This is a genomic window from Tessaracoccus sp. MC1679 (genome assembly GCF_014164775.1).
Lineage (GTDB): Bacteria > Actinomycetota > Actinomycetes > Propionibacteriales > Propionibacteriaceae > Arachnia.
Window position 1 is genome coordinate 209,277 of the sequence record NZ_JACJGB010000003.1, and the last position, 18,863, is coordinate 228,139.

Annotated in this window: 19 protein-coding genes; 17 read left to right on the forward strand and 2 right to left on the reverse strand. The window is 69.3% G+C overall.

Features of this window, described 5'->3' with window-relative positions; genetic code table 11:
• Positions 1–32 precede the first annotated feature (32 nt).
• Positions 33–899: a thioredoxin domain-containing protein gene (locus H5398_RS06285; RefSeq protein ID WP_182799405.1), complete on the reverse strand. Its 867-nt coding sequence runs from the start codon at positions 897–899 to the stop codon at positions 33–35.
• Positions 900–982: 83 nt separating this feature from the next.
• Positions 983–1,678 (reverse strand): TetR/AcrR family transcriptional regulator, encoded by a 696-nt coding sequence (locus H5398_RS06290; protein WP_182799406.1) that lies wholly within the window; start codon positions 1,676–1,678, stop codon positions 983–985.
• A 129-nt stretch (positions 1,679–1,807) separates the two neighbouring features.
• Between H5398_RS06290 and H5398_RS06295 the strand changes: the two genes are divergently transcribed.
• From H5398_RS06295 to H5398_RS06375, 17 genes are all read left to right on the forward strand, one after another.
• Positions 1,808–2,755, forward strand: coding sequence for an NAD-dependent epimerase/dehydratase family protein (locus tag H5398_RS06295; RefSeq protein ID WP_182799407.1), 948 nt, complete (start codon positions 1,808–1,810; stop codon positions 2,753–2,755).
• Between the two features lie 13 nt (positions 2,756–2,768).
• A complete protein-coding gene (locus H5398_RS06300) occupies positions 2,769–4,103 on the forward strand; it encodes a folylpolyglutamate synthase/dihydrofolate synthase family protein (protein WP_182799408.1) in 1,335 nt (444 codons plus the stop codon).
• The gene (locus H5398_RS06305; protein WP_370586069.1) at positions 4,100–4,453 is read left to right on the forward strand and encodes a DUF4233 domain-containing protein; all 354 of its coding nucleotides are present in this window, start codon (positions 4,100–4,102) and stop codon (positions 4,451–4,453) included. Before H5398_RS06300 ends, H5398_RS06305 begins: the two co-directional genes overlap by 4 nt.
• Complete coding sequence (gene ndk, locus H5398_RS06310; protein ID WP_182799409.1) at positions 4,450–4,857, forward strand: nucleoside-diphosphate kinase; 408 nt, start codon at positions 4,450–4,452, stop codon at positions 4,855–4,857. The genes H5398_RS06305 and ndk overlap by 4 nt, the downstream gene beginning before the upstream one ends.
• Before the next feature lie 36 nt (positions 4,858–4,893).
• The gene (locus tag H5398_RS06315) at positions 4,894–6,849 is read left to right on the forward strand and encodes a TIGR03960 family B12-binding radical SAM protein (protein WP_182799410.1); all 1,956 of its coding nucleotides are present in this window, start codon (positions 4,894–4,896) and stop codon (positions 6,847–6,849) included.
• 55 nt (positions 6,850–6,904) lie between these two features.
• Positions 6,905–8,404 carry a DUF1846 domain-containing protein gene (locus tag H5398_RS06320; RefSeq protein WP_370586070.1) on the forward strand — a complete coding sequence of 500 codons (1,500 nt, stop codon included), beginning with the start codon at positions 6,905–6,907 and terminating at the stop codon, positions 8,402–8,404.
• Positions 8,405–8,443: 39 nt separating this feature from the next.
• On the forward strand, positions 8,444–9,142 hold the full coding sequence (locus H5398_RS06325) for a TIGR03936 family radical SAM-associated protein (RefSeq protein WP_182799411.1): 699 nt from the start codon (positions 8,444–8,446) through the stop codon (positions 9,140–9,142).
• Positions 9,143–9,337: 195 nt separating this feature from the next.
• Positions 9,338–12,166, forward strand: a complete 2,829-nt coding sequence (locus H5398_RS06330; RefSeq protein WP_182799412.1) for an Rne/Rng family ribonuclease — start codon at positions 9,338–9,340, stop codon at positions 12,164–12,166.
• 117 nt (positions 12,167–12,283) lie between these two features.
• Entirely contained in the window at positions 12,284–12,469 is a 186-nt protein-coding gene (gene rpmB, locus H5398_RS06335) for a 50S ribosomal protein L28 (RefSeq protein WP_182783707.1), read from the forward strand.
• A gap of 111 nt (positions 12,470–12,580) precedes the next feature.
• Positions 12,581–14,773, forward strand: a complete 2,193-nt coding sequence (locus H5398_RS06340) for an ATP-dependent DNA helicase RecG (protein WP_182799413.1) — start codon at positions 12,581–12,583, stop codon at positions 14,771–14,773.
• On the forward strand, positions 14,770–15,345 hold the full coding sequence (gene rsmD / locus H5398_RS06345; protein ID WP_182799414.1) for a 16S rRNA (guanine(966)-N(2))-methyltransferase RsmD: 576 nt from the start codon (positions 14,770–14,772) through the stop codon (positions 15,343–15,345). Before H5398_RS06340 ends, rsmD begins: the two co-directional genes overlap by 4 nt.
• Before the next feature lie 10 nt (positions 15,346–15,355).
• On the forward strand, positions 15,356–15,838 hold the full coding sequence (gene coaD, locus H5398_RS06350; protein WP_182799415.1) for a pantetheine-phosphate adenylyltransferase: 483 nt from the start codon (positions 15,356–15,358) through the stop codon (positions 15,836–15,838).
• 91 nt (positions 15,839–15,929) lie between these two features.
• Entirely contained in the window at positions 15,930–16,478 is a 549-nt protein-coding gene (locus H5398_RS06355; RefSeq protein ID WP_370586071.1) for a DUF177 domain-containing protein, read from the forward strand.
• Between the two features lie 34 nt (positions 16,479–16,512).
• Positions 16,513–16,704 (forward strand): 50S ribosomal protein L32, encoded by a 192-nt coding sequence (rpmF, locus tag H5398_RS06360; RefSeq protein ID WP_182783717.1) that lies wholly within the window; start codon positions 16,513–16,515, stop codon positions 16,702–16,704.
• Positions 16,705–16,789: 85 nt separating this feature from the next.
• On the forward strand, positions 16,790–17,470 hold the full coding sequence (rnc, locus tag H5398_RS06365; RefSeq protein ID WP_182799417.1) for a ribonuclease III: 681 nt from the start codon (positions 16,790–16,792) through the stop codon (positions 17,468–17,470).
• The gene (gene mutM / locus H5398_RS06370; protein ID WP_182799418.1) at positions 17,463–18,302 is read left to right on the forward strand and encodes a bifunctional DNA-formamidopyrimidine glycosylase/DNA-(apurinic or apyrimidinic site) lyase; all 840 of its coding nucleotides are present in this window, start codon (positions 17,463–17,465) and stop codon (positions 18,300–18,302) included. Before rnc ends, mutM begins: the two co-directional genes overlap by 8 nt.
• The gene (locus tag H5398_RS06375; RefSeq protein ID WP_370586072.1) at positions 18,299–18,859 is read left to right on the forward strand and encodes a GtrA family protein; all 561 of its coding nucleotides are present in this window, start codon (positions 18,299–18,301) and stop codon (positions 18,857–18,859) included. The genes mutM and H5398_RS06375 overlap by 4 nt, the downstream gene beginning before the upstream one ends.
• Positions 18,860–18,863 lie beyond the last annotated feature (4 nt).

The window sequence follows — 18,863 nt, forward strand, 5'->3', positions numbered from 1 at the left end:
GGCAGCGCGCGCCCGCCCGAACCGTCGCCCGGTCAGCTCTCGAGCTGCTGGCCGCCCGCCTCGAACGCCTCACTGATCGCCCCGAGCAGGCTCTCCGTGGTGGGCTGGATCAGGACGGTCTGGGACTCCTGGTCGTAGAACTCCAACACCTGGCCGCTCACGAGGAAGGTGGGCGTGGCGCCGATCTGGTCGTCGTTGAACTTCTGGTTGGCGGCGTCGGTGAAGTCGTTGAAGGCCCGGGTGTCGTAGAGCTCCTGGTACCGGGTGAGGTCCTCGCCCTCGATGCCGGCCAAGGCCGGGAAGTCCACCCGCAGCTGCTGATCGGTGAAGCCGGTGCCCTCCTGGGCAGGATGGTTGGCGTAGACCACGCGGTGGAAGGCGTCGAACGCGCCCACCTCGTCGGCCGCTGCGGCGGCCAGGGCGGCGCGCTTCGACGAGTCGTTGCGCAGCCCGGCGTCCAGGAAGAACGCGGTGCGGATCTCCGCGGTGATCGAACCGTCGGCCACCAACTGCTCGATGATGGGCCCGTAGCTCTCCTCCCGCGAGGCGCAGGCCGGGCACTGGAAGTCCTCCCACACCACCAGGTGGGGGGTGCCCTCCTGTGGCTGCTTGCCCGCCAGAGCGATGCCGGAGGAGGCCGTGGCGTTGGGGGGCGTCAGCTGCTCCGTCGCTACAGGCGCCTGCTTGGCCAGCGCCTGCATGATCACAATCGCCAGCACCGCGACGATGGTCAGCGCCGCGAGTCCCGCGCCGACGGCGAGAATGCGGCGCGTGCGCTTGGTGCGCTCTTCCATCTCCTGCTGCTGGCGCAGGGCGGCGCGCTTGCTCAGCGACGAATTGTTGGCCATATTGCGAAGCTCCTTGAGGGGCGTGAACGGTGCGGCGGAGCGATGGAACATGGCCCATCGCTGCCTACGGGTCATCCTAACCGGGCAGCTCAAAGGCCCGAATCGACGTCCGGGAGCCCCGGGGGGAGGCGTGTTCAGGCCAGGATCAGGCCCGACGCCACGGCCAGGTTGCTCGCGTGCAGTTCCTCGTAGGTGTCCAGTTCGCCGAACTGCTCGAACACCTCAACCGACACCGACCCGGCCATCAGGGTCCACGCGGCCATCGCGGCCAGGAAGAGTTCAGCAGGAAGCTGCTCCTCGGTCAGTCCCAGTTCATGCACCTGGTGACGCGCGCCGGCCAGTGCCCCGTCACTCGGGGACCGCCGGCGCGAGGCGGGCGCGGCCCGCCCGGCCGCAACGGCTTCGAGGATCAGCCCGATGACGAGCAGCAACACTCGGGTGCCGGGCGGCGTCGTCCGCTCGGGTGGGGCAACGTAGCCGGGCACGGGCGAGCCGTAGAGCAGGGCCCAGTCGTGCGGGTGGCTCACAGCCCACCCCCGCATGGCGCCCCCGATGGCCAACCATCTGCCGTGAAGATCCTCGACGGGGACCTCGCGAAGCGCGTCGTCCACGGCGTCGCCGAGCGCGTCGTAGGACTCGACGATCAGCCGGGTCAGCAGCTCGTCCCGGCTGGCGACGTAGCGGTAGACCGCAGACGACGCCATGCCCAGGTCTCTGGCGACAGCCCTCAACGACAGGGCAGCGGCCCCGGCCTCGGCGAGCTGGGCGCGCCCGAGCCGCAGAATCTCCGCCTCGAGGTACTGCCGGTTCAGCGCACGTCGTCCCTCCATGGGCCCAGCGTGCCGGAGTGGGGTCGTCGCCGTCAAGGAAATGAGAGCACCGCTCTTGACATCCGCGCTGCGCGGGCGCATCCTCGAAAAGAGAGCGGTGCTCTTGTTGATCCATGCAAGGAGTCCCCCATGTCCCGTCACCTCATCCTCGGCGCCGGCGGAATCGGTCGCAGCGTCGCCATGTCCCTCGCGGCGGCGGGCGAGGACGTCGTCCTTGCGTCGCGCTCCGGCCGCGACGCCCACGTGGCCGGGGTGTCGGCCCTCGCCCTCGACGTGACCGACCGCGACGCCCTGCGCTCGGCCGCGACCGGTGCGGCCACCCTCGTCAACGCCCTCAACCCGTCTCTGTACTACAGGTGGCAGAAGCAATGGCCGCCGATGGCGGACTCGATCCTGGATGCATCCGAGGGCACCCGGCTGGTGACGGTGTCCAACCTGTACCTGTACGGGAGGGTGGACGCGCCGATGACCGAGGAGACGACGGTGGCGCCGAACGGCGCGAAGGGTCGGGTGCGCGCCCGCATGTTCGAGGATGCGATGGCCAGGCACAAGGCCGGACGCGTGAGGGCCGTCGAGGTGCGCGCCTCGGACTACCTCGGCCCCCACACGCTGGCCAGCAGCTTCGGGTCCGGCATGGTGCTGCCCCCGCTCCTGGCGGGGAAGACCCCCCGGCCGCCGATGGGCGTGGCCGACGCGCCCCACTCGTGGACGCTCGACCTGGACGTCGCGGCGCTCATCGCGGCGCTCATCCTCCGCGACGACGCCGATGACTGGGGCCGGGCGTGGCACGTCCCCACCGACGAGCCCGCCACCCTCGCCGAACTGGCGGAGTTGGCTGCCGGAATCGCGGGGGTCGACTCCATCGCGCCCAGGCCGCTTCCCCGTGCGGTGGTCACGGTGGGTGGTCTCGTCGTCCCGATCCTGCACGCGCTGTGGGAGACCCGGCACCAGTTCGAGCGGCCGTTCGTCCTGGACTCGTCCGCGGCCCAGGCGCGGTTCGGCCTCGCCCCGACGCCGCTACGCCGGGGCCTTGAGCTCACCGTCGAGGCTCTTCGACGAGAGGCCGGTGCCCACTAGGCTGGGGTGCACCATGACTGACACCACGCACCACGAGTTGACGGCCGCCTTGACGAGCCGGTGGCCCGAGCACCGGGTGGCGCCCAGCCTGGCGCGCATCTCGGCCCTCATGCATCTCCTCGGCGACCCGCAGAAGGCCTTCCCCGTGATCCAGGTGGCCGGCACCAACGGCAAGGGCAGCACCGCCATCATGATCGAGGCTCTGCTGCGCGCCGCGGGCCTGCGCACCGGACGCTTCGCCAGCCCGCACCTGAGCGATGCCAGGGAGCGGATCAGCGTCGACGGGGAGGCGGTCAGCGAGGAACGCTTCGGCGAGGTCTGGCGCGACATCGAGCCGTACGTCGCCATGGTGGACGAACAGCGGCTCGACGGCGTGTCGATGACGTTCTTCGAGGTCATCACCGGCATGGCGTACGCGGCCTTCGCCGACGCCCCGGTGGATGTGGCCGTCATGGAGGTGGGCCTCGGGGGAAGGTGGGACGCCACGAGTGTCGCGGACCCGACTGTCGCGGTGGTGACGCCCATCGGGCTGGACCACATGCACATCCTCGGCTCCACCCTGGTTGAGATCGCCGCGGAGAAGGCGGGCATCATCAAGCACGGCTCGACGGCGGTCCTGGCTGGTCAGGACCCGGTGGCTGCGCGGGTGCTGCTGGAGCGGGCCATCGAGGTGGGGGCCCCGGTGAAGGTGGAGGGGCCGGACTTCGGCGTCCTGGACCGCAGTCTGGCCGTCGGAGGGCAGCTTCTCCGCATCGACACGGCGGGTGGCCCGGCGAGCGACGTCTTCCTTCCGCTGTTCGGCGAGCACATGGCCCGTAACGCCGCCCTGGCCGTGGCCGCCGTCGAGGCGTTCCTCGGCGGCCAGCCGCTGAGCCCTGAGGTGATCGTCGAGGGCCTCGGTTCCGTGGAGGCGCCGGCCCGGCTGGAGCTGGTCCGGACCTCGCCCCCCATCGTGGTGGACACCGCCCACAATCCGCCGGCCGCGCGCGTCACCATCGACGCGGTGGTGGAGTCCTACACCTTCGAGCCGCTGATCGGTGTGGTGGCGATGATGCAGGACAAGAATGCCGAGGAGGTGCTGGGGATCTTCGCCGAGGAGATGGATCAGGTGGTTATCACGCAGGTGTCGTCCTCGTCCCGTGGCCGCCCCGTCGACGAACTGGCCGCCGTCGCCGAGACCGTGTGGTCCACTCATCAGGTGCACCGCGCCGCCACCATGGCCGAGGCGCTGGACCTGGCTGTGATGCTGGCAGACACCGCCAGCGCCCACGCCGGCGTGCTCGTGGCCGGCTCCGTGATCGCCGCCGGCGAGGCACGCGACCTCCTGAGGACGGAGCGACACCCGTGACACTCGATCCGTCAAACCCGCTGCGCCCCGCCGCGATGTCGGTGCTCGTCTTCGAGATCATCGTGGTATGGCTCGCCTTCATCGGCATGATCCAGGTCTCCGGGGTCAACCTGTGGGTGGCGGCCGCCTGGTGTGCCGTCGCCACGCTGCTGTGCCTCGCCGCCGCCGCCGGCCTCAGGAAGCGGTGGGGCTACGTCGTGGGCTGGGTGGCCCAGCTGGTGCTCATCGGGCTCGGGCTCCTCACCCCGTGGATGTACGCCATGGGTCTCATCTTCGCCCTGATCTGGGTGACCTGCGTGGTGCTGGGGAAGCGCCTCGAGGCAGCCCAGGCTGAAAGGAACCTCTCGTGACCGAGCAGACGTTCGTCATCATCAAGCCCGACGCGGTCGCGGCCGGGCACGTCGGGGCCATCGTGTCGCGCTACGAGGACGCCGGGCTCCGGTTGGCGGCCATGGAGTTTCGTCAGATCGACCCGGAGTTCGCTGACCGTCACTACTCCGAGCATGTGGAGCGCGAGTACTATCCGCCGCTGCGCGAGTTCATGACGGAGGGGCCGCTGATCGCCATGGTGATCACGGGAGAAGACGCGGTTGCCCGCGTGCGTGCCCTCCACGGGGCCACCGATCCCGCCAAGGCCGAGCCGGGCACTGTGCGGGCGGACTTTGCGGAGTCCACCCGGCGCAACGCCGTCCACGCCTCAGATTCGCCCCAGTCCGCAGCCCACGAGATTGCGCTCTGGTTCGGCGAAGGGTAGGTCAAACGCGCGCTCGCGGTTATCCTTGGCGGCGTCATGACAACACTTTCCGCGCTGCCCACGCACTCCCTCTTCGCACGGTTGGAGCCGCTGCTCGCGCAGGTGAGCAAGCCCATCCAGTACGTCGGGGGTGAGCACAACTCCGTCGTCAAGGACTGGGATTCGGTCGAGGTCCGCTGGTGCCTGGCCTACCCGGACGCCTACGAGGTGGGTCAACCCAACCAGGGCGTGGCTATCCTCTACGAGATCCTCAACGAGCGCGAGTGGATCCTCGCCGAGCGCACCTACTGCGTGTGGCCGGACATGGAGGCAGGGATGCGGGCGGCCTCGATGCCGCAGTTCACGCTGGACGCGCACCGCCCCGTCGGCATGTTCGACGTGCTGGGGGTCTCCTTCTCCACCGAGCTGGGCTACACCAACCTGCTCAACCTGATCGACCTCTCCGGGTTGAGCCTCCACGCGGCGGACCGCATCGACGGCGAGCCGCTGGTCGTCGCGGGAGGGCACGCTGCCTTCAACCCCGAACCCATCGCGGACTTCATCGACGTGGCCGTGCTCGGCGACGGCGAGGAGGCCTCGCTGCTCATCTCGGACATCATCCGCGAGTGGAAGGTGGACGGCCGCGAGGGCGGCCGCGACGGGCTGCTGCTCCGCCTCGCCTCCACCGGCGCGTTCTACGTGCCGAAGTTCTACGACGTGGACTACCTCGACGACGGCCGCATCCAGAGGATCGCGCCCAACCGCGAGGGCGTGCCGTTCCAGGTGCGCAAGCACACGCTGATGAACCTCGACGAGTGGCCCTATCCCAAGCACCCCATCGTCCCGATGGCCGAGACGGTGCACGAGCGCTACTCCGTGGAGATCTTCCGGGGCTGCACCCGCGGCTGCCGTTTCTGCCAGGCGGGCATGATCACCCGCCCCGTCCGGGAGCGCTCGATCGACACCATCGGTGCCATGGTGGAGGGCGGACTCCGGGCCACCGGGCTGGAGGAGATTGGCCTGCTGTCCCTGTCGTCGGCGGACCACTCGGAGATCGCGGAGGTCACCAAGCAGCTCGCGGACCGCTACGAAGGTTCCAACGTTTCGCTGTCGCTGCCGTCAACCCGCGTGGACGCGTTCAACATCGACCTGGCCAACGAGCTCAGCCGCAACGGCCGCCGCTCGGGGCTCACGTTCGCGCCCGAAGGCGGCTCGGAGCGGATGCGGAAGGTGATCAACAAGATGGTCACCGAGGACGACCTCATCTCCACCGTGGCGGCGGCCTTCGCGTCGGGCTGGCGCCAGGTCAAGCTGTACTTCATGTGCGGACTGCCCACCGAGACCGACGAGGACGTGCTGGCCATCGCGGACCTGGCGCGGCGAGTGATCGAGACCGGGCGCCAGGCGTCGGGCACCCGCGACATCCGCTGCACCGTCTCGATCGGCGGGTTCGTGCCGAAGGCGCACACCCCCTTCCAGTGGGCGGGCCAGGCAAGCGCCGAGACCATCGACCACCGGCTCCAGCTGCTGCGCGACACCATCAGGCAGGACCGCCACTACGGCAAGGCCATCGGCATGCGCTACCACGACGGCAAGCCTGGGACCATCGAGGGCCTGCTGTCCCGGGGGGACCGCCGGGTGGGCCGCGTCATCGAGCGCGTCTGGCACGACGGCGGCAAGTTCGACGGCTGGAGCGAGCACTTCAGCTTCGAGCGCTGGGCCACGGCCGCGGCTGAGGAACTCGCCCCCTTCGGCGTGGACCTGGACTGGTACACCACCCGCGAGCGCGGCTACGAGGAGGTCCTGCCCTGGGACCACCTCGACGCCGGCCTTGACCGTGACTGGTTGTGGGAGGACTGGCAGGACGCCCTCGACGAGCGCGAGGTGGAGGACTGCCGGTGGACGCCGTGCTTCGATTGCGGCGTGTGTCCCCAGATGGACACGGAGATCCAGATCGGCCCCACGGGCAAGGTGCTCCTGCCGCTCGCCGTGGCCAAGCCCTCCCTCCAGTAGGGGGAGGGCCGCCCAGTAGGGGGAGGGCCGCCCGGACCGGCTAGGCTGGCCCCTCGTGGAGAGCGTGCGCAAGGTCGGGTTCGACCGCGAGAAGTATCTGGTCCTTCAGTCCCACCACATCGACGAGCGGCGCAAGCGCTTCGGCGGCAAGCTGTACCTCGAGTTCGGCGGCAAACTGTTCGACGACCACCACGCCTCCCGTGTGCTGCCCGGCTTCACCCCGGACAACAAGATCGCCATGCTGGAGACCCTGAAGGACGAGGTCGAGGTGGTCATCGTCGTCAGCGCCCACGATCTCGCCCGGAACAAGGTGCGCGCGGACCTCGGCATCCCCTACGAGTCAGATGTCCTGCGCCTCATCGACGAGTTCCGTTCCTACGGGCTGTATGTCGGCAGCGTCGTCATCACGCAGATGACCGATGAGCACCGGCAGGGGAGGGCGTTCAAGCGCAAGCTGGAGCGGCTCGGGCTGAAGGTCTACCGTCACTACCCGATCAAGGGTTACCCCAGCGATGTCGCGCTGATCGTCAGCGACAACGGCTACGGCCGCAACGACTACATCGAGACCACCCGCGACCTCGTGGTTGTCACAGCCCCCGGCCCCGGCAGCGGGAAGATGGCCACCTGCCTGTCGCAGCTGTACCACGACCACAAGCGCGGCGTCCCGTCCGGCTACGCCAAATTCGAGACGTTCCCCATCTGGAACCTCCCGCTGGACCACCCTGTCAACCTGGCCTACGAGGCGGCCACTGCGGACCTCGACGACGTCAACATGATCGACCCGTTCCACCTCGCCGCCTACGGCGAGCAGGTGGTCAACTACAACCGCGACGTCGAGATCTTCCCCGTCCTCAAGCTGCTCTTCGAGCAGCTCACTGGCGCCTCGCCGTACCAGTCGCCCACCGACATGGGCGTCAACATGGCGGGGCAGTGCATCTCCGACGACGAGGTGTGCCGGGCGGCCTCCAAGCAGGAGGTCATCCGCCGTTACTACAAGGCGCTGGTGCACGAGCGGCGCGACGAGCTCGAGCCCACGCTGTCGGACCGCATCGCGTTGACCATGCGCACGTTGGGCATCGGGGTGGAGGACCGCCCGGTCGTCGGCCCGGCTCTGGAGACCGAACGCCGCGCCAAGGGGCCTGCCGCCTCGCTGCAACTGCCCGACGGCACCGTCGTGACCGGCAAGACCTCGGCGCTGCTGGGCAGTTCCTCGGCCCTCCTCCTCAACGCCCTCAAGCTCCTCGCCGGCCTGCCGGACGAGGCACACCTGCTGGCGCCGGAGACGATCGGCCCGATCCAGACCCTGAAGACGCAGCACCTCGGTAGCGCCAACCCGCGTCTGCACACCGACGAGGTGCTCATCGCCCTGTCCGTGGGTGCCACCTACGACGAGTTCGCCAGACGGGCCCTGGCCGAGCTGCCGCACCTGCGCGGCTGCGACGTGCACACCACGGTGATCCTCGGACCTGTCGACGAGGCCATCTTCCGCAACCTCGGGGTCAACGTCACCAGTGAGCCCGTCTACCAGAGCAAGAAGCTCTACCGGAAGCGGTGATCGGGCCGCGCCGTCCGGTGCTGCCCTAGACTGCCGCCCGTGGGAAACCGACAGCCGCCAGTCCAGCAGGCACCTCCGGCGCAGAAGCTGCGGCTGCGCTACGCCAAGCGTGGCCCCGGACGCTTCACCTCGCACCGCGACTTCGGGCGTGCGCTCGAGCGCGCCCTGCGACGCGCGGAGATCCCGATGGCCTACTCCTCGGGCTTCTCGCCCCACCCCCGCATCTCCTACGCCAACGCCGCGCCCACGTCCGCAGCCTCCGAAGCGGAGTACGTGGAGCTGGGCCTCACCGAGGTCTGCAACCCGGTCAAGCTCGTGGAGGCGCTCAACGCGGTCCTCCCGCAGGGCTTCGTCGTGCTGGACGCGGCCGAAGCAGTCAAGGAGTCGCTCGGTGATCTACTCCAGGCGTCGGACTGGGTGATCAGCCTCGCCGGGGCAGAGCCGGGCGTCCTCAGCTCGGCCGCGTCGTCGCTCCTCGACCGGGAGGAGTACATCATCGAGCGGATGACGAAGAACGGCATGCGGGCCTTCGACGTGCGCGCGGCCATCGTGAGTTTGAGTGTCTCCGACGACGAGACGCTGCTGCTGCGCTCGATTCACCAGGCGCCGCTGGTGCGCCCGGATGACGTGGTGACCGCACTGCGTCAGCTCACCCCCCAGGTGCCCGCGCAGGCCCTCCTCACCCGCCTGGCGCAGGGGCCGCTGGCAGACGGCGTGATCGGCGACCCGCTGCACTGATCGGCGCGGTGATGCGCCAAGAGTTGCGACGGTGTGCGAGAATAACGCTCAGGTCACGGCACCGCCGGTGCCAACCGGGAGCAGCGAGGCTGCACCGCGGCAGATCTGCCGCGACTGCTCGCACTGCCCTGGAGGCCGGAGTCTTAGCGCACAGCGCGTCTGTGCCCGTCCGCGCATCCGCGCCTGAGGAGCCTCATGCTCGATATCGAGAACGACGGCGTCACCACCGCCGAGGAAACCACACCCACCGCCCCCGTGAGGCGCCGCCGCGCTGCGGGCCGCCCGGCAGGCCCGCCCCAGGACGCCGCGGCTGAGCCCACGGGTAGCCCCACGGCTGAGCCCACCAGTAGCCAGACGGCTGAGCCGGAAGCGGCTGACCTGACGCCCAAGCGACGCCGCGTCGCCTCGAAGCCGGACGCGGCCGCCGCGCCCGTTCGTCGCCGCAGGGTGAAGGCGGTGGAGGCTCCCTCCGAGGAGGCTCCCGCTGAAGTCGCCCCCCTTGAAGCGGCCCCCGCTGCGGAGATCGCCGCGGAAGCTCCCGTCGTGGAGGCGACCCCGCCGGTAGAGGAGAGCAAGCCGGTACGCCGCCGCGCCACCCGCCGCACCGCGCCGCCCGCGCCAAGCGAGCCCGCGCCAAGCGAGCCCGCGCCTGTCGTCACCCCCGCCCAGGTCGATGATTCGCCCGCGCCGGCCGAGGAGTCTTCCGCGACGCCGATCGACGAGCAGTCCCCGGAAGCAGCAGTGCCGCAGGCGTCCGCGCCCGCTCCTGTCCGCCGCCGGCGGGCGTCGCGACCGGCCGCCGCCCCCGAGCCGGTGGTCGCCGCTGAGCCCGCAGCAGTCCCGGAGCCAGCGGCCGCGCCGCAGCCGGCACTCGTTCCCGCCGAGACCGCGACCCCCGTCGCTTCCGAGTCCGCACCCGCCGAGGAAGCAGGCCCCACCTCCACCCGCAGCCGTCGTCGGCGCGCCAGCCGCCCGGCGGCCCCGCCCGCCACGCTCCCCGAAGGGCAGGACGAGGACGCCATCGGTGTCGCGCTCCGCGCCGCTGAGGAGGTCGCGGAGGCCCGCCGGGCCCTCCTGACCGACCCCTTCCTCACCGCAGCAGCCCGTGAGCAGCAGCTCGCGGCCCTGGCCGGCGCGATTGCAGGCAGCCCCGCGGAGGAAGGCGAGGCTGAGCCCGAGGACGAAGACGGCGAGCTGACCGAAGCAGAGACGGACGAGGCTGCCGTCGAACCCGCGGAGGACGAGCCCGAAGCCGACGAAGAAGACAGCGACGAAGCCGTCGACGATGAGTCCGACGACGACCGTCCCTCCCGCCGTCGCCGCCGACGCGGGGGCAGGCGCCGCCGTCGGGGTGGCTCCCGCGATGGCGCGGAGGACTCGGAGACCGACTCCGACGAGGCCGAGGAAGCGGAATCGGAGGCCCCCGCGGAGGAGGCTGCCGAGGGCGAGCCTGACGCCGAGGGTGCCGAGCAGGACACCGCTGAGGCAGACGACAACGGAACAACCCGCCGTCGCCGCCGCCGTCGCCGTCGTGGCGAGGGCGCAGATGCCGATTCCACGTCGTCTGACGAGGTGACCGGCATCGAGGGCTCCACCCGCATGGAGGCCAAGCGCCAGCGCCGCAAGGAGTCCCGTGCCGCGGGCCGCCGCCGCGCCCCCATCCTCAGCGAGGCCGAGTTTCTGACGCGCCGGGAGGCGGTGGACCGCAGGCTGGTCATCCGCCAGTCCGAGGACTACACGCAGTTGGCCGTGGTGGAGGACAACATCCTCGTCGAGCACTACGTGGACAAGGCGTCGGCCACCTCCCTGATCGGCAACATCTACGTCGGTCGCATCCAGAACGTGCTGCCCAGCATGGAGGCCGCATTCATCGACATCGGCCGCGGCCGCAACGCCGTGCTGTACGCCGGTGAGGTGGACTGGGCCAACTTCGGCGTCACAGGGGAGAACCGCAAGGTCGAGAACGTCCTGAAGTCGGGCCAGAGCGTTCTGGTGCAGGTGACGAAGGATCCCGTCGGGGCCAAGGGTGCCCGCCTCACGGGGCACATCTCCCTGCCTGGCCGCTACATCGTCTACTCGCCGGGCGGCCACCTGTCGGGGATCTCCCGCAAGCTGCCGGACACCGAGCGCAACCGTCTCCGCACCATCCTCGGGTCGCTGATCTCCGACGACGAGTCCGTCATCGTGCGGACCGCGGCGGAGGGCGCCAGCGAAGAGGAGCTGATCCGCGACGTCAACCGTCTCAAGGCCCAATGGGAGGTCATCGAGAAGAAGACGAAGCAGGGCAGCGCCCCACAGGCCCTCTACTCGGAGCCGGACCTGACCCTGCGGATCGTCCGCGACCTCTTCACCGAGGACTTCGGCCAGCTGATCGTCCAGGGCGACGGCGGCCCGTCTGACGCCTACGACGCCATCTCGGCCTACGTGAGTCACGTCGCGCCGCACCTGGCGGAGCGCCTGGTGCGCTTCGAACCCGCCGAAGACGGCCGGGACGCGTTCTCGCAGTTCAAGATCGACGAGCAGATCGCCAAGGCGTTGGATCGCAAGGTCTTCCTGCCCTCGGGCGGGTCCCTGGTGATCGACCGCACCGAAGCCATGACGGTCGTCGACGTCAACACGGGGCGCTTCACGGGCACCGGAGGCAACCTCGAGGCCACTGTCACCAGCAACAACCTGGAGGCGGCGGAGGAGATCGTGCGCCAGCTGCGCCTGCGCGACATCGGCGGCATCATCGTGATCGACTTCATCGACATGGTCCTGCCGAGCAACCGCGAGCTGCTGCTGCGCCGCCTCGTCGAGTGTCTCGGCCGCGACCGTACACGTCACCAGGTCGCGGAGGTGACCAGCCTCGGGCTGGTGCAGCTGACGCGCAAGCGGATCGGCACCGGCCTGGCCGAGGCGTTCACCGAGCCGTGCGAACACTGCCAGGGGGCGGGCTATGTCCGCTTTGAGGAGCCTGTGGATTCGCAGGCGCCCTCCGACGGCGGGGAGCGCAGGTCGCCGCGACGCCGCGGCAAGAAGTAGGCCCCATTTGGTCAATTCCACGCGGGCGGGTTAACATTCTACGGTTGCCTGCTCGCGTGGGCTTCACCCCAGAGCAATCCAGGCCATGGCCTGGGCACAGACAACAAGGAGATTCCAGTGGCCGCCACGTGTGATGTTTGCGCCAAGGGACCCGGCTTCGGTCACAACGTTCCTTGGTCGAAGAAGAAGACCAATCGCCGCTGGAACCCGAACATCCAGCGCGTGCGTGCCACCATCAACGGCACCCCGCAGCGCGTGAACGTGTGCACCTCCTGCCTCAAGGCCGGTAAGGTCTCGCGCTAGTTCGCATCCCTGACGCCGAGAGCCGGCGGTCCCCACGACGGGGCCGCCGGTTTTTCGCGTCCCCATCCCGCGCCCCTCGGACTGTCTGCGGGGGCCGGTAGGGTCTTGCTCATGTCCTTCTGGCGCACCCCGATCTACCGCGACCTCGGGCGTCGGCTCGTTGATGTGGTCGGTGGCAAGACGGCCGCAGAGTTCGAGCGATTGGGGATCAGCACCGTCGACGATCTGGTGCGGCACGTGCCGCGCCGCTATATCTCCGGCACGGAGATGTCCGACTTCAGCACCCTCACGGTGGGGCAGGACGTCGCGGTGATCGCCCAGGTGGTCGGAGCGAGGCAGTTCCACTCCTCTGGCGCGGGCCGCGTCCAGGCCGTCCTGAGCGACGGCCACGGGCGGCTCTCGGTGGCGTTCTTCGCGAAGAAGCAGCGGGTGCTGGATTACTGGGAGCGGCAGCTGGCCCCAGGCCGTCGGGGGATCTTCATCGGGCGTGTCGGCCGGTTCAACGAGCAGCTCCAGCTGGCCCACCCGGATTTCGTGATGCTCGACGGCGCCCGCATCTCCGGAGGAAAGGACGCCGAGAAGAGGGCCGCCATGGAGCGCAGCGTGCAGCGCGCCACCATGATCGGGCTGTACCCGGCCACAGGAAAACTACCCACGTGGGTGATCGCCGAGTCGATCCAGTTGGTCCTGCCCACCCTGTCCGGAGACACCCTCCCGGGGTGGGTGGTCGACGAGGCAGGGGTGCTGCCGTTCCAGGACGCGCTCACCGCCGTCCACGAGCCTGTCGAGGTACGGCAGGCGGAGCACGGCCAGGCGCGGCTCCGGTTCGACGAGGCGTTCGGCATTCAGCTGGCCATGGCGGCCAGGCGGCGAGAGGCCGCCGGTGAGCTCGCCACGCCGCGTCCCCGTCGCCCAGGGGGGCTCCTCGAGGCGTTCGACGAGAGGCTGCCCTTCACCCTCACCGACGGGCAGAGAAACATCGGGGAGGTCATCTTCGGCGAGCTCGCGGGCGGGGCGCCGATGAACCGTCTCCTCCAAGGCGAGGTCGGGTCGGGGAAGACGCTCGTGGCGCTCCGGGCCATGCTTGCGGTGGTTGATTCCGGCGGACAGTCAGTACTGCTGGCTCCCACCGAGGTCCTGGCCAAGCAGCACTACCAGACCATCTCCCGGCTGCTCGGTGATCTGGGCCAGGGCCGCCAGCTCGGCGCCCACCCGGAAGCCACGGGAGTGGTGCTCCTCACAGGGAGCCGCTCCGCCGCGGCCAAGCGTGGTGTGCTGGCGCAGATCGCCACCGGCGAGGCGGGGATCGTGGTGGGCACGCACGCGCTCCTCAGTGACCCGGTGGCCTTCAACGACCTGGGTCTGGTCGTCGTCGACGAGCAGCACCGCTTCGGCGTCGAGCAGCGGGCCGCGCTCGCCGCGAAGGCGGAGAGGAAGCCCCACACGCTCGTCATGACCGCTACGCCCATTCCCCGATCCATCGCCATGACGGTGTTCGGGGATCTGGAGGTCAGCGAGCTGCGCGAGCTCCCGGCCGGCCGGGCGGCCGTGCAGACGGTGTTCGTCGATACCGCGCAGACGCCGCACTGGGTGCCGCGCGCCTGGGAGCGCATCCGGGAGGAGGTGGAGCGGGGCAGGCAGGCGTTCGTGGTGTGCCCGTCCATCACCGCCAAGGAGGCAGAGGCGGGGGGCGCGCCCGCGATGTCCGCCGTCGAGGAGCTCGCCCCGCAGCTGGCCGCCGGACCCCTCGCGGGTCTGCGCATCGGGACGGTGCACGGCAAACAGCCCGCGGCCGATCGGGACGACGCCATGGCCGCCTTCGCAGATGGGCGGCTGGATGTGCTGGTGGCCACCACGGTGATCGAGGTGGGCGTGGACGTGCCCAACGCGTCGGTGATGGTGGTGGTGGACGCGGACCGCTTCGGGCTCTCCCAGCTGCATCAGTTGCGGGGGCGCATCGGTCGAGGGGAGCATCCGGGGCTGTGCCTCCTGCTCGCCGCAGTCGGGGAGAACCTCGACGCTCTGACCCGCCTCCAGGCCATGACGTCGACCACTGACGGCTTCGAGCTGGCCGAGCTCGACCTGAGGCTGCGCCGGGAGGGAGACGTCCTGGGCGCCGCCCAGTCCGGCGGGGGATCGCTCAAGCTGCTGCGGGCTCTGGACGACGCGGGTGTGATCCAGGCGGCCAAGGCGCTCGCTGAGCGTGTCCTGGAGGACCCGCGGTCCTCCACGGAGCCGCTGCTGGCAGACCTGATGGCGAAGGCAGACGCCGTCGCCGCCGGAGAGTGGATGGAGAAGTCGTGAGCAGGATCATCGCCGGCCGGGCGAAGGGACGCCGCCTGAGCACCCCGAAGGGCGCGCGCACCAGGCCCACCACAGACCGCACCCGGGAGGCGTTGTTCTCTGCGCTGTCGAGCTGGTTCAACTCCGCTGACTCGGACGCCTCAGCCCACCTCGCGGGGGTCTCCGTGCTGGACCTCTTCGCGGGCTCGGGGGCGGTTGGCCTCGAGGCGGCCAGCCGTGGTGCGGCGCCGGTGGTGCTCGTCGAACAGGACAGGCCCACCGCCAGGCTGATCCAGGACAACGCCCGGGCCACGGGCCTGGCGGTGGAGGTGGTCGTGGCCAAGGCAGAGGCTGTCGCCGGTTCCCCGGGCCGGACGTTCGACCTGGTCTTCCTCGATCCCCCCTACGAGATGGCCACCGAATCCATCGAGACCCTGCTGGAGAACCTGGCCGTCAGCGCGTTGGCGGGGCGCGGTCTGGTGGTCGTGGAGCGCTCCTCCCGGGACCGTGACCCCGGCTGGCCGCCGGGCTACACAGACACCTGGCTGCGCCGCTACGGTGAGACGACGCTCCACTTCGGGGCTGTGGACTAGGAGTGATGCCATGACGGTCTTGTGCCCCGGGTCGTTCGACCCGATCACCGTGGGCCACCTCGACGTCATCCGGCGGGCGCACGCGCTGTTCGGGGCCGTGGTCGTCGCCATCGGCAACAACTCCACCAAGAACTACCTGTTCAGTTTCGACGAGCGCGTGGAGCTGGTTCAGGGAGCGACGGCGGACCTGGACCACATCACCGTGGAGCCCATGGAGGGGCTCCTGGTGGACTTCTGCCGCACCCGCGGGATTCCTGCAGTGGTTAAGGGCCTGCGGTTCGGGTCTGACTTCGACTTCGAGCTCCAGATGGCCCACATGAACCACGCCATGGGTCCGGTGGAGACTGTCCTGCTGCCCGCCGGCAAGGAGCACGTGACCTTGTCCTCGACCATCATCCGTCAGGTGGTCCGGCTCGGCGGCGACGTCTCCGCCTACGTGCCCGGCAACGTCGCGCTCGCCATCGAGGAGAGGCGTCGAGCGGGCACGCTCTGAGCGCATTTCCGTTTTGGGAATTCTGCGGGCCCTCGGTAGAGTTGGAAGCCGGTCATGACGAGTCATGGACGGTAGACGAAGGGAATCCGACGTGTCACCCGTGCATCCCCACCCGGATCGCCGCTCGCCACTGGTTTTTGAGGTGCACGAGCTCGCGCGCAGGGCTGGGACGATGAAACAGGTAGTCACCACGGTTCCCGCGCCTGCCGACATGGGCACGGAAGTGATCGGGGTGCCGCAAGACACCGACATCGAGCTGGATCTCCGGTTCGAGGCGGTGACCGAAGGCGTCCTGGTGACGGGCACAGCAACCGTGGAACTCCACGGCCAATGCGCCCGCTGCCTGGATGACATCGAGGAGCAAGCCTCCTTCGATGTGCAGGAGCTCTACTTCTATCCCGGCAACGAGATAGACACAGACGAGAGCCTCATCGTGGATGAGACGATCGATCTGGACGAGGCCCTGCGTGACGCCGTGGTGCTCGAGTTGCCGTTCACGCCCCTGTGCGAGGATGATTGCCTGGGTCTCTGCCCCACATGTGGAGCAGACCTCAATGACGATCCCGACCACACTCACGGTCTACAGGTTGATCCCAGGTGGGAGAAGCTGACCGGGCTGAGCGGGGAAGCACCCAACTGAGCAAACCTGTCAGTTACTGACGAAGGAGAAGATCGTGGCCGTTCCGAAGCGGAAGATGTCGCGCAGCAATACCCGTTCGCGCCGTGCGCAGTGGAAGACGACTGTCGTCCCCACCGTCGTGTGCGCCAACCCGGCCTGCCGCGAACCCCACCTGCAGCACACCGCATGCGCGAGCTGCGGACAGTACGGACCCCGCGGCAGCCGCCGCCAGGTCCTCGAGGTCTGAGCCTGGCCCACCCCCGCGGAGCGGGTCGTCCCCGTCCTCGGGGTCGGTGTCACGACGAGACCGCACGCGTGGGGGTCTCAGCGGGATGAGCAGACTGGAAGAGCAGCTGAAGGAGCTGGGCGTCGAGGTGGACGCCCAGCTCTTTGAGTTGTCCTTCACGCACCGCAGCTACGCCTACGAGCACGGCGGCATCGAGTCCAACGAGCGGCTCGAATTCCTCGGCGATGCAGTGCTCCAGATCGTCGTCACCGAGCACATCTTCCGCAGCTATCCGGACCTCCCCGAGGGACACCTGGCGAAGCTCCGGTCCCGCGTGGTGAGTTCCGTGGCCCTCGCGGACGTCGCCCGTCTCCTCGAGCTCGGGGATCACCTGCTCCTCGGCAAAGGCGAGGTGGCCACCCGCGGGCGGGACAAGACCTCCATCCTGGCGGACACGATGGAGGCGGTCATCGGCGCCGTCTACATCTCCGACGGCCCGGAGTCCGCCGCGCGTTTCATCCACCGCAATCTGGATGAGCAGATCGCCGACGCCCAACGAAGCAGGGACTACGCGGATCACAAGACGGCGCTGCAGGAGATCTGCTCGCAGCGCGGTTGGTCACTTCCCCGCTACGAGGTCAGCGGCGAGGGCCCTGACCACCAGCGGGTCTTCACGGCAGCCGTCATCGTCGACGAGCGGGTTCGTGGGCGGGGTACCGCACCGAGCAAGAAGCACGCCGAGCAGATCGCCGCCCGCGCGGCCTGCGAGGATCTCGCCGGTGCCTGAGCTGCCCGAAGTCGAGGTGGTGAGGCGCGGGCTGTCGGGTCACCTCACGGGACGCAGGATCATCCGCGTCAGCGTCCTCCACCCCAGACCCGTGCGAAGCCACCCTGGGGGGCCTGCGGGGTTCGTCGCCAACCTTGAGGGGCGACAGGTCGACGGGGTGCGCCGCCGCGGCAAGTACCTGTGGTGGGTCCTGGGCGACGACGCGATGGTGGCCCATCTCGGGATGAGCGGCCAGTTCAGGCTCAACCGTCCCGGCGACGAGCACGCCCGCAACACGCGCGTGATCTTCGGCCTCGACGACGGCCAGGAGCTGCGGTTCGTCGACCAACGGATGTTCGGCGGACTCGACTGGCGCGCCGGGCAGGCCACGTGTCCAGTCCCTCACGTGGCGCTCGATCCCTTCGACGAGGCTTTCGACGAGGCCGCCGTCTCAGCGCGGCTCCGCAGCAGGCGCACGACCGTGAAGCGGGCGCTGTTGGACCAGACCCTGGTCTCCGGCATCGGGAACATCTACGCCGACGAGGCCCTGTGGCGGGCCCGGACCCACTTCGACCACCCCACCGCGGGCCTGTCACCCCAGCGTTCCCGGAGGGTCCTCCGCGCGGCGGGCGAGGTGATGGCCGAGGCGCTGGCCCAGGGTGGGACGTCGTTCGATTCCCTCTACGTCAACGTCAACGGGGAGTCCGGCTACTTCTCCCGCTCGCTCGAGGCCTACGGGCGCGAGAACGGGCCCTGCTCGCGCTGCGGCACGTCCATCGCGCGCCGCTCCTTCATGAACAGGAGCAGCTACTTTTGTCCGAGATGCCAACGGGCGTGGAAGGGTGGCCAGTGATCAAGAAGATGCTGCACCGCTATCGGAGCTCAATCCGACAGCTCTTCCGCTTCGGCATGGTCGGAGGCCTCGGAGTGGTGGTCAACATGGCCGTCATCTGGGTCCAGCGCCACACCCTGCCCATCTTCTGGCCGGAGTCCGCCTACGGCGGCGGGGCCTGGTGGTCCATTCCGGGCACCGAGTTCAACATCCGTTGGTATCACGTGATGAGCATGGCGGCATTCATGGTGGCCAATCTCGTCAACTTCCAGCTCAACAGGTGGTGGACCTTCGGCTCGCACAAGCACTCGGCCTGGTGGCGCGAGTACTGGCCGTTCCTCACCGTCGGGCTCGCCGCGCAGCTCATCGGAATGGGCCTGCTGACCCTGTTGATGTGGGAGCAGTCGCCCATCGCGCTGCCCAGCGACGTCTTCGACAACTCCAGCGGCCTGCGGACCAAGTTCTACTGGGCGCAGCTGATCATGATTTTCTTCACCATCCCGGTCAGTTTCCTCCTGAACAAGTTCTGGACGTTCCGGTCCATTCGGACCGCCCTGCCGCCGGTCGAGGCAGCCTAGAGCA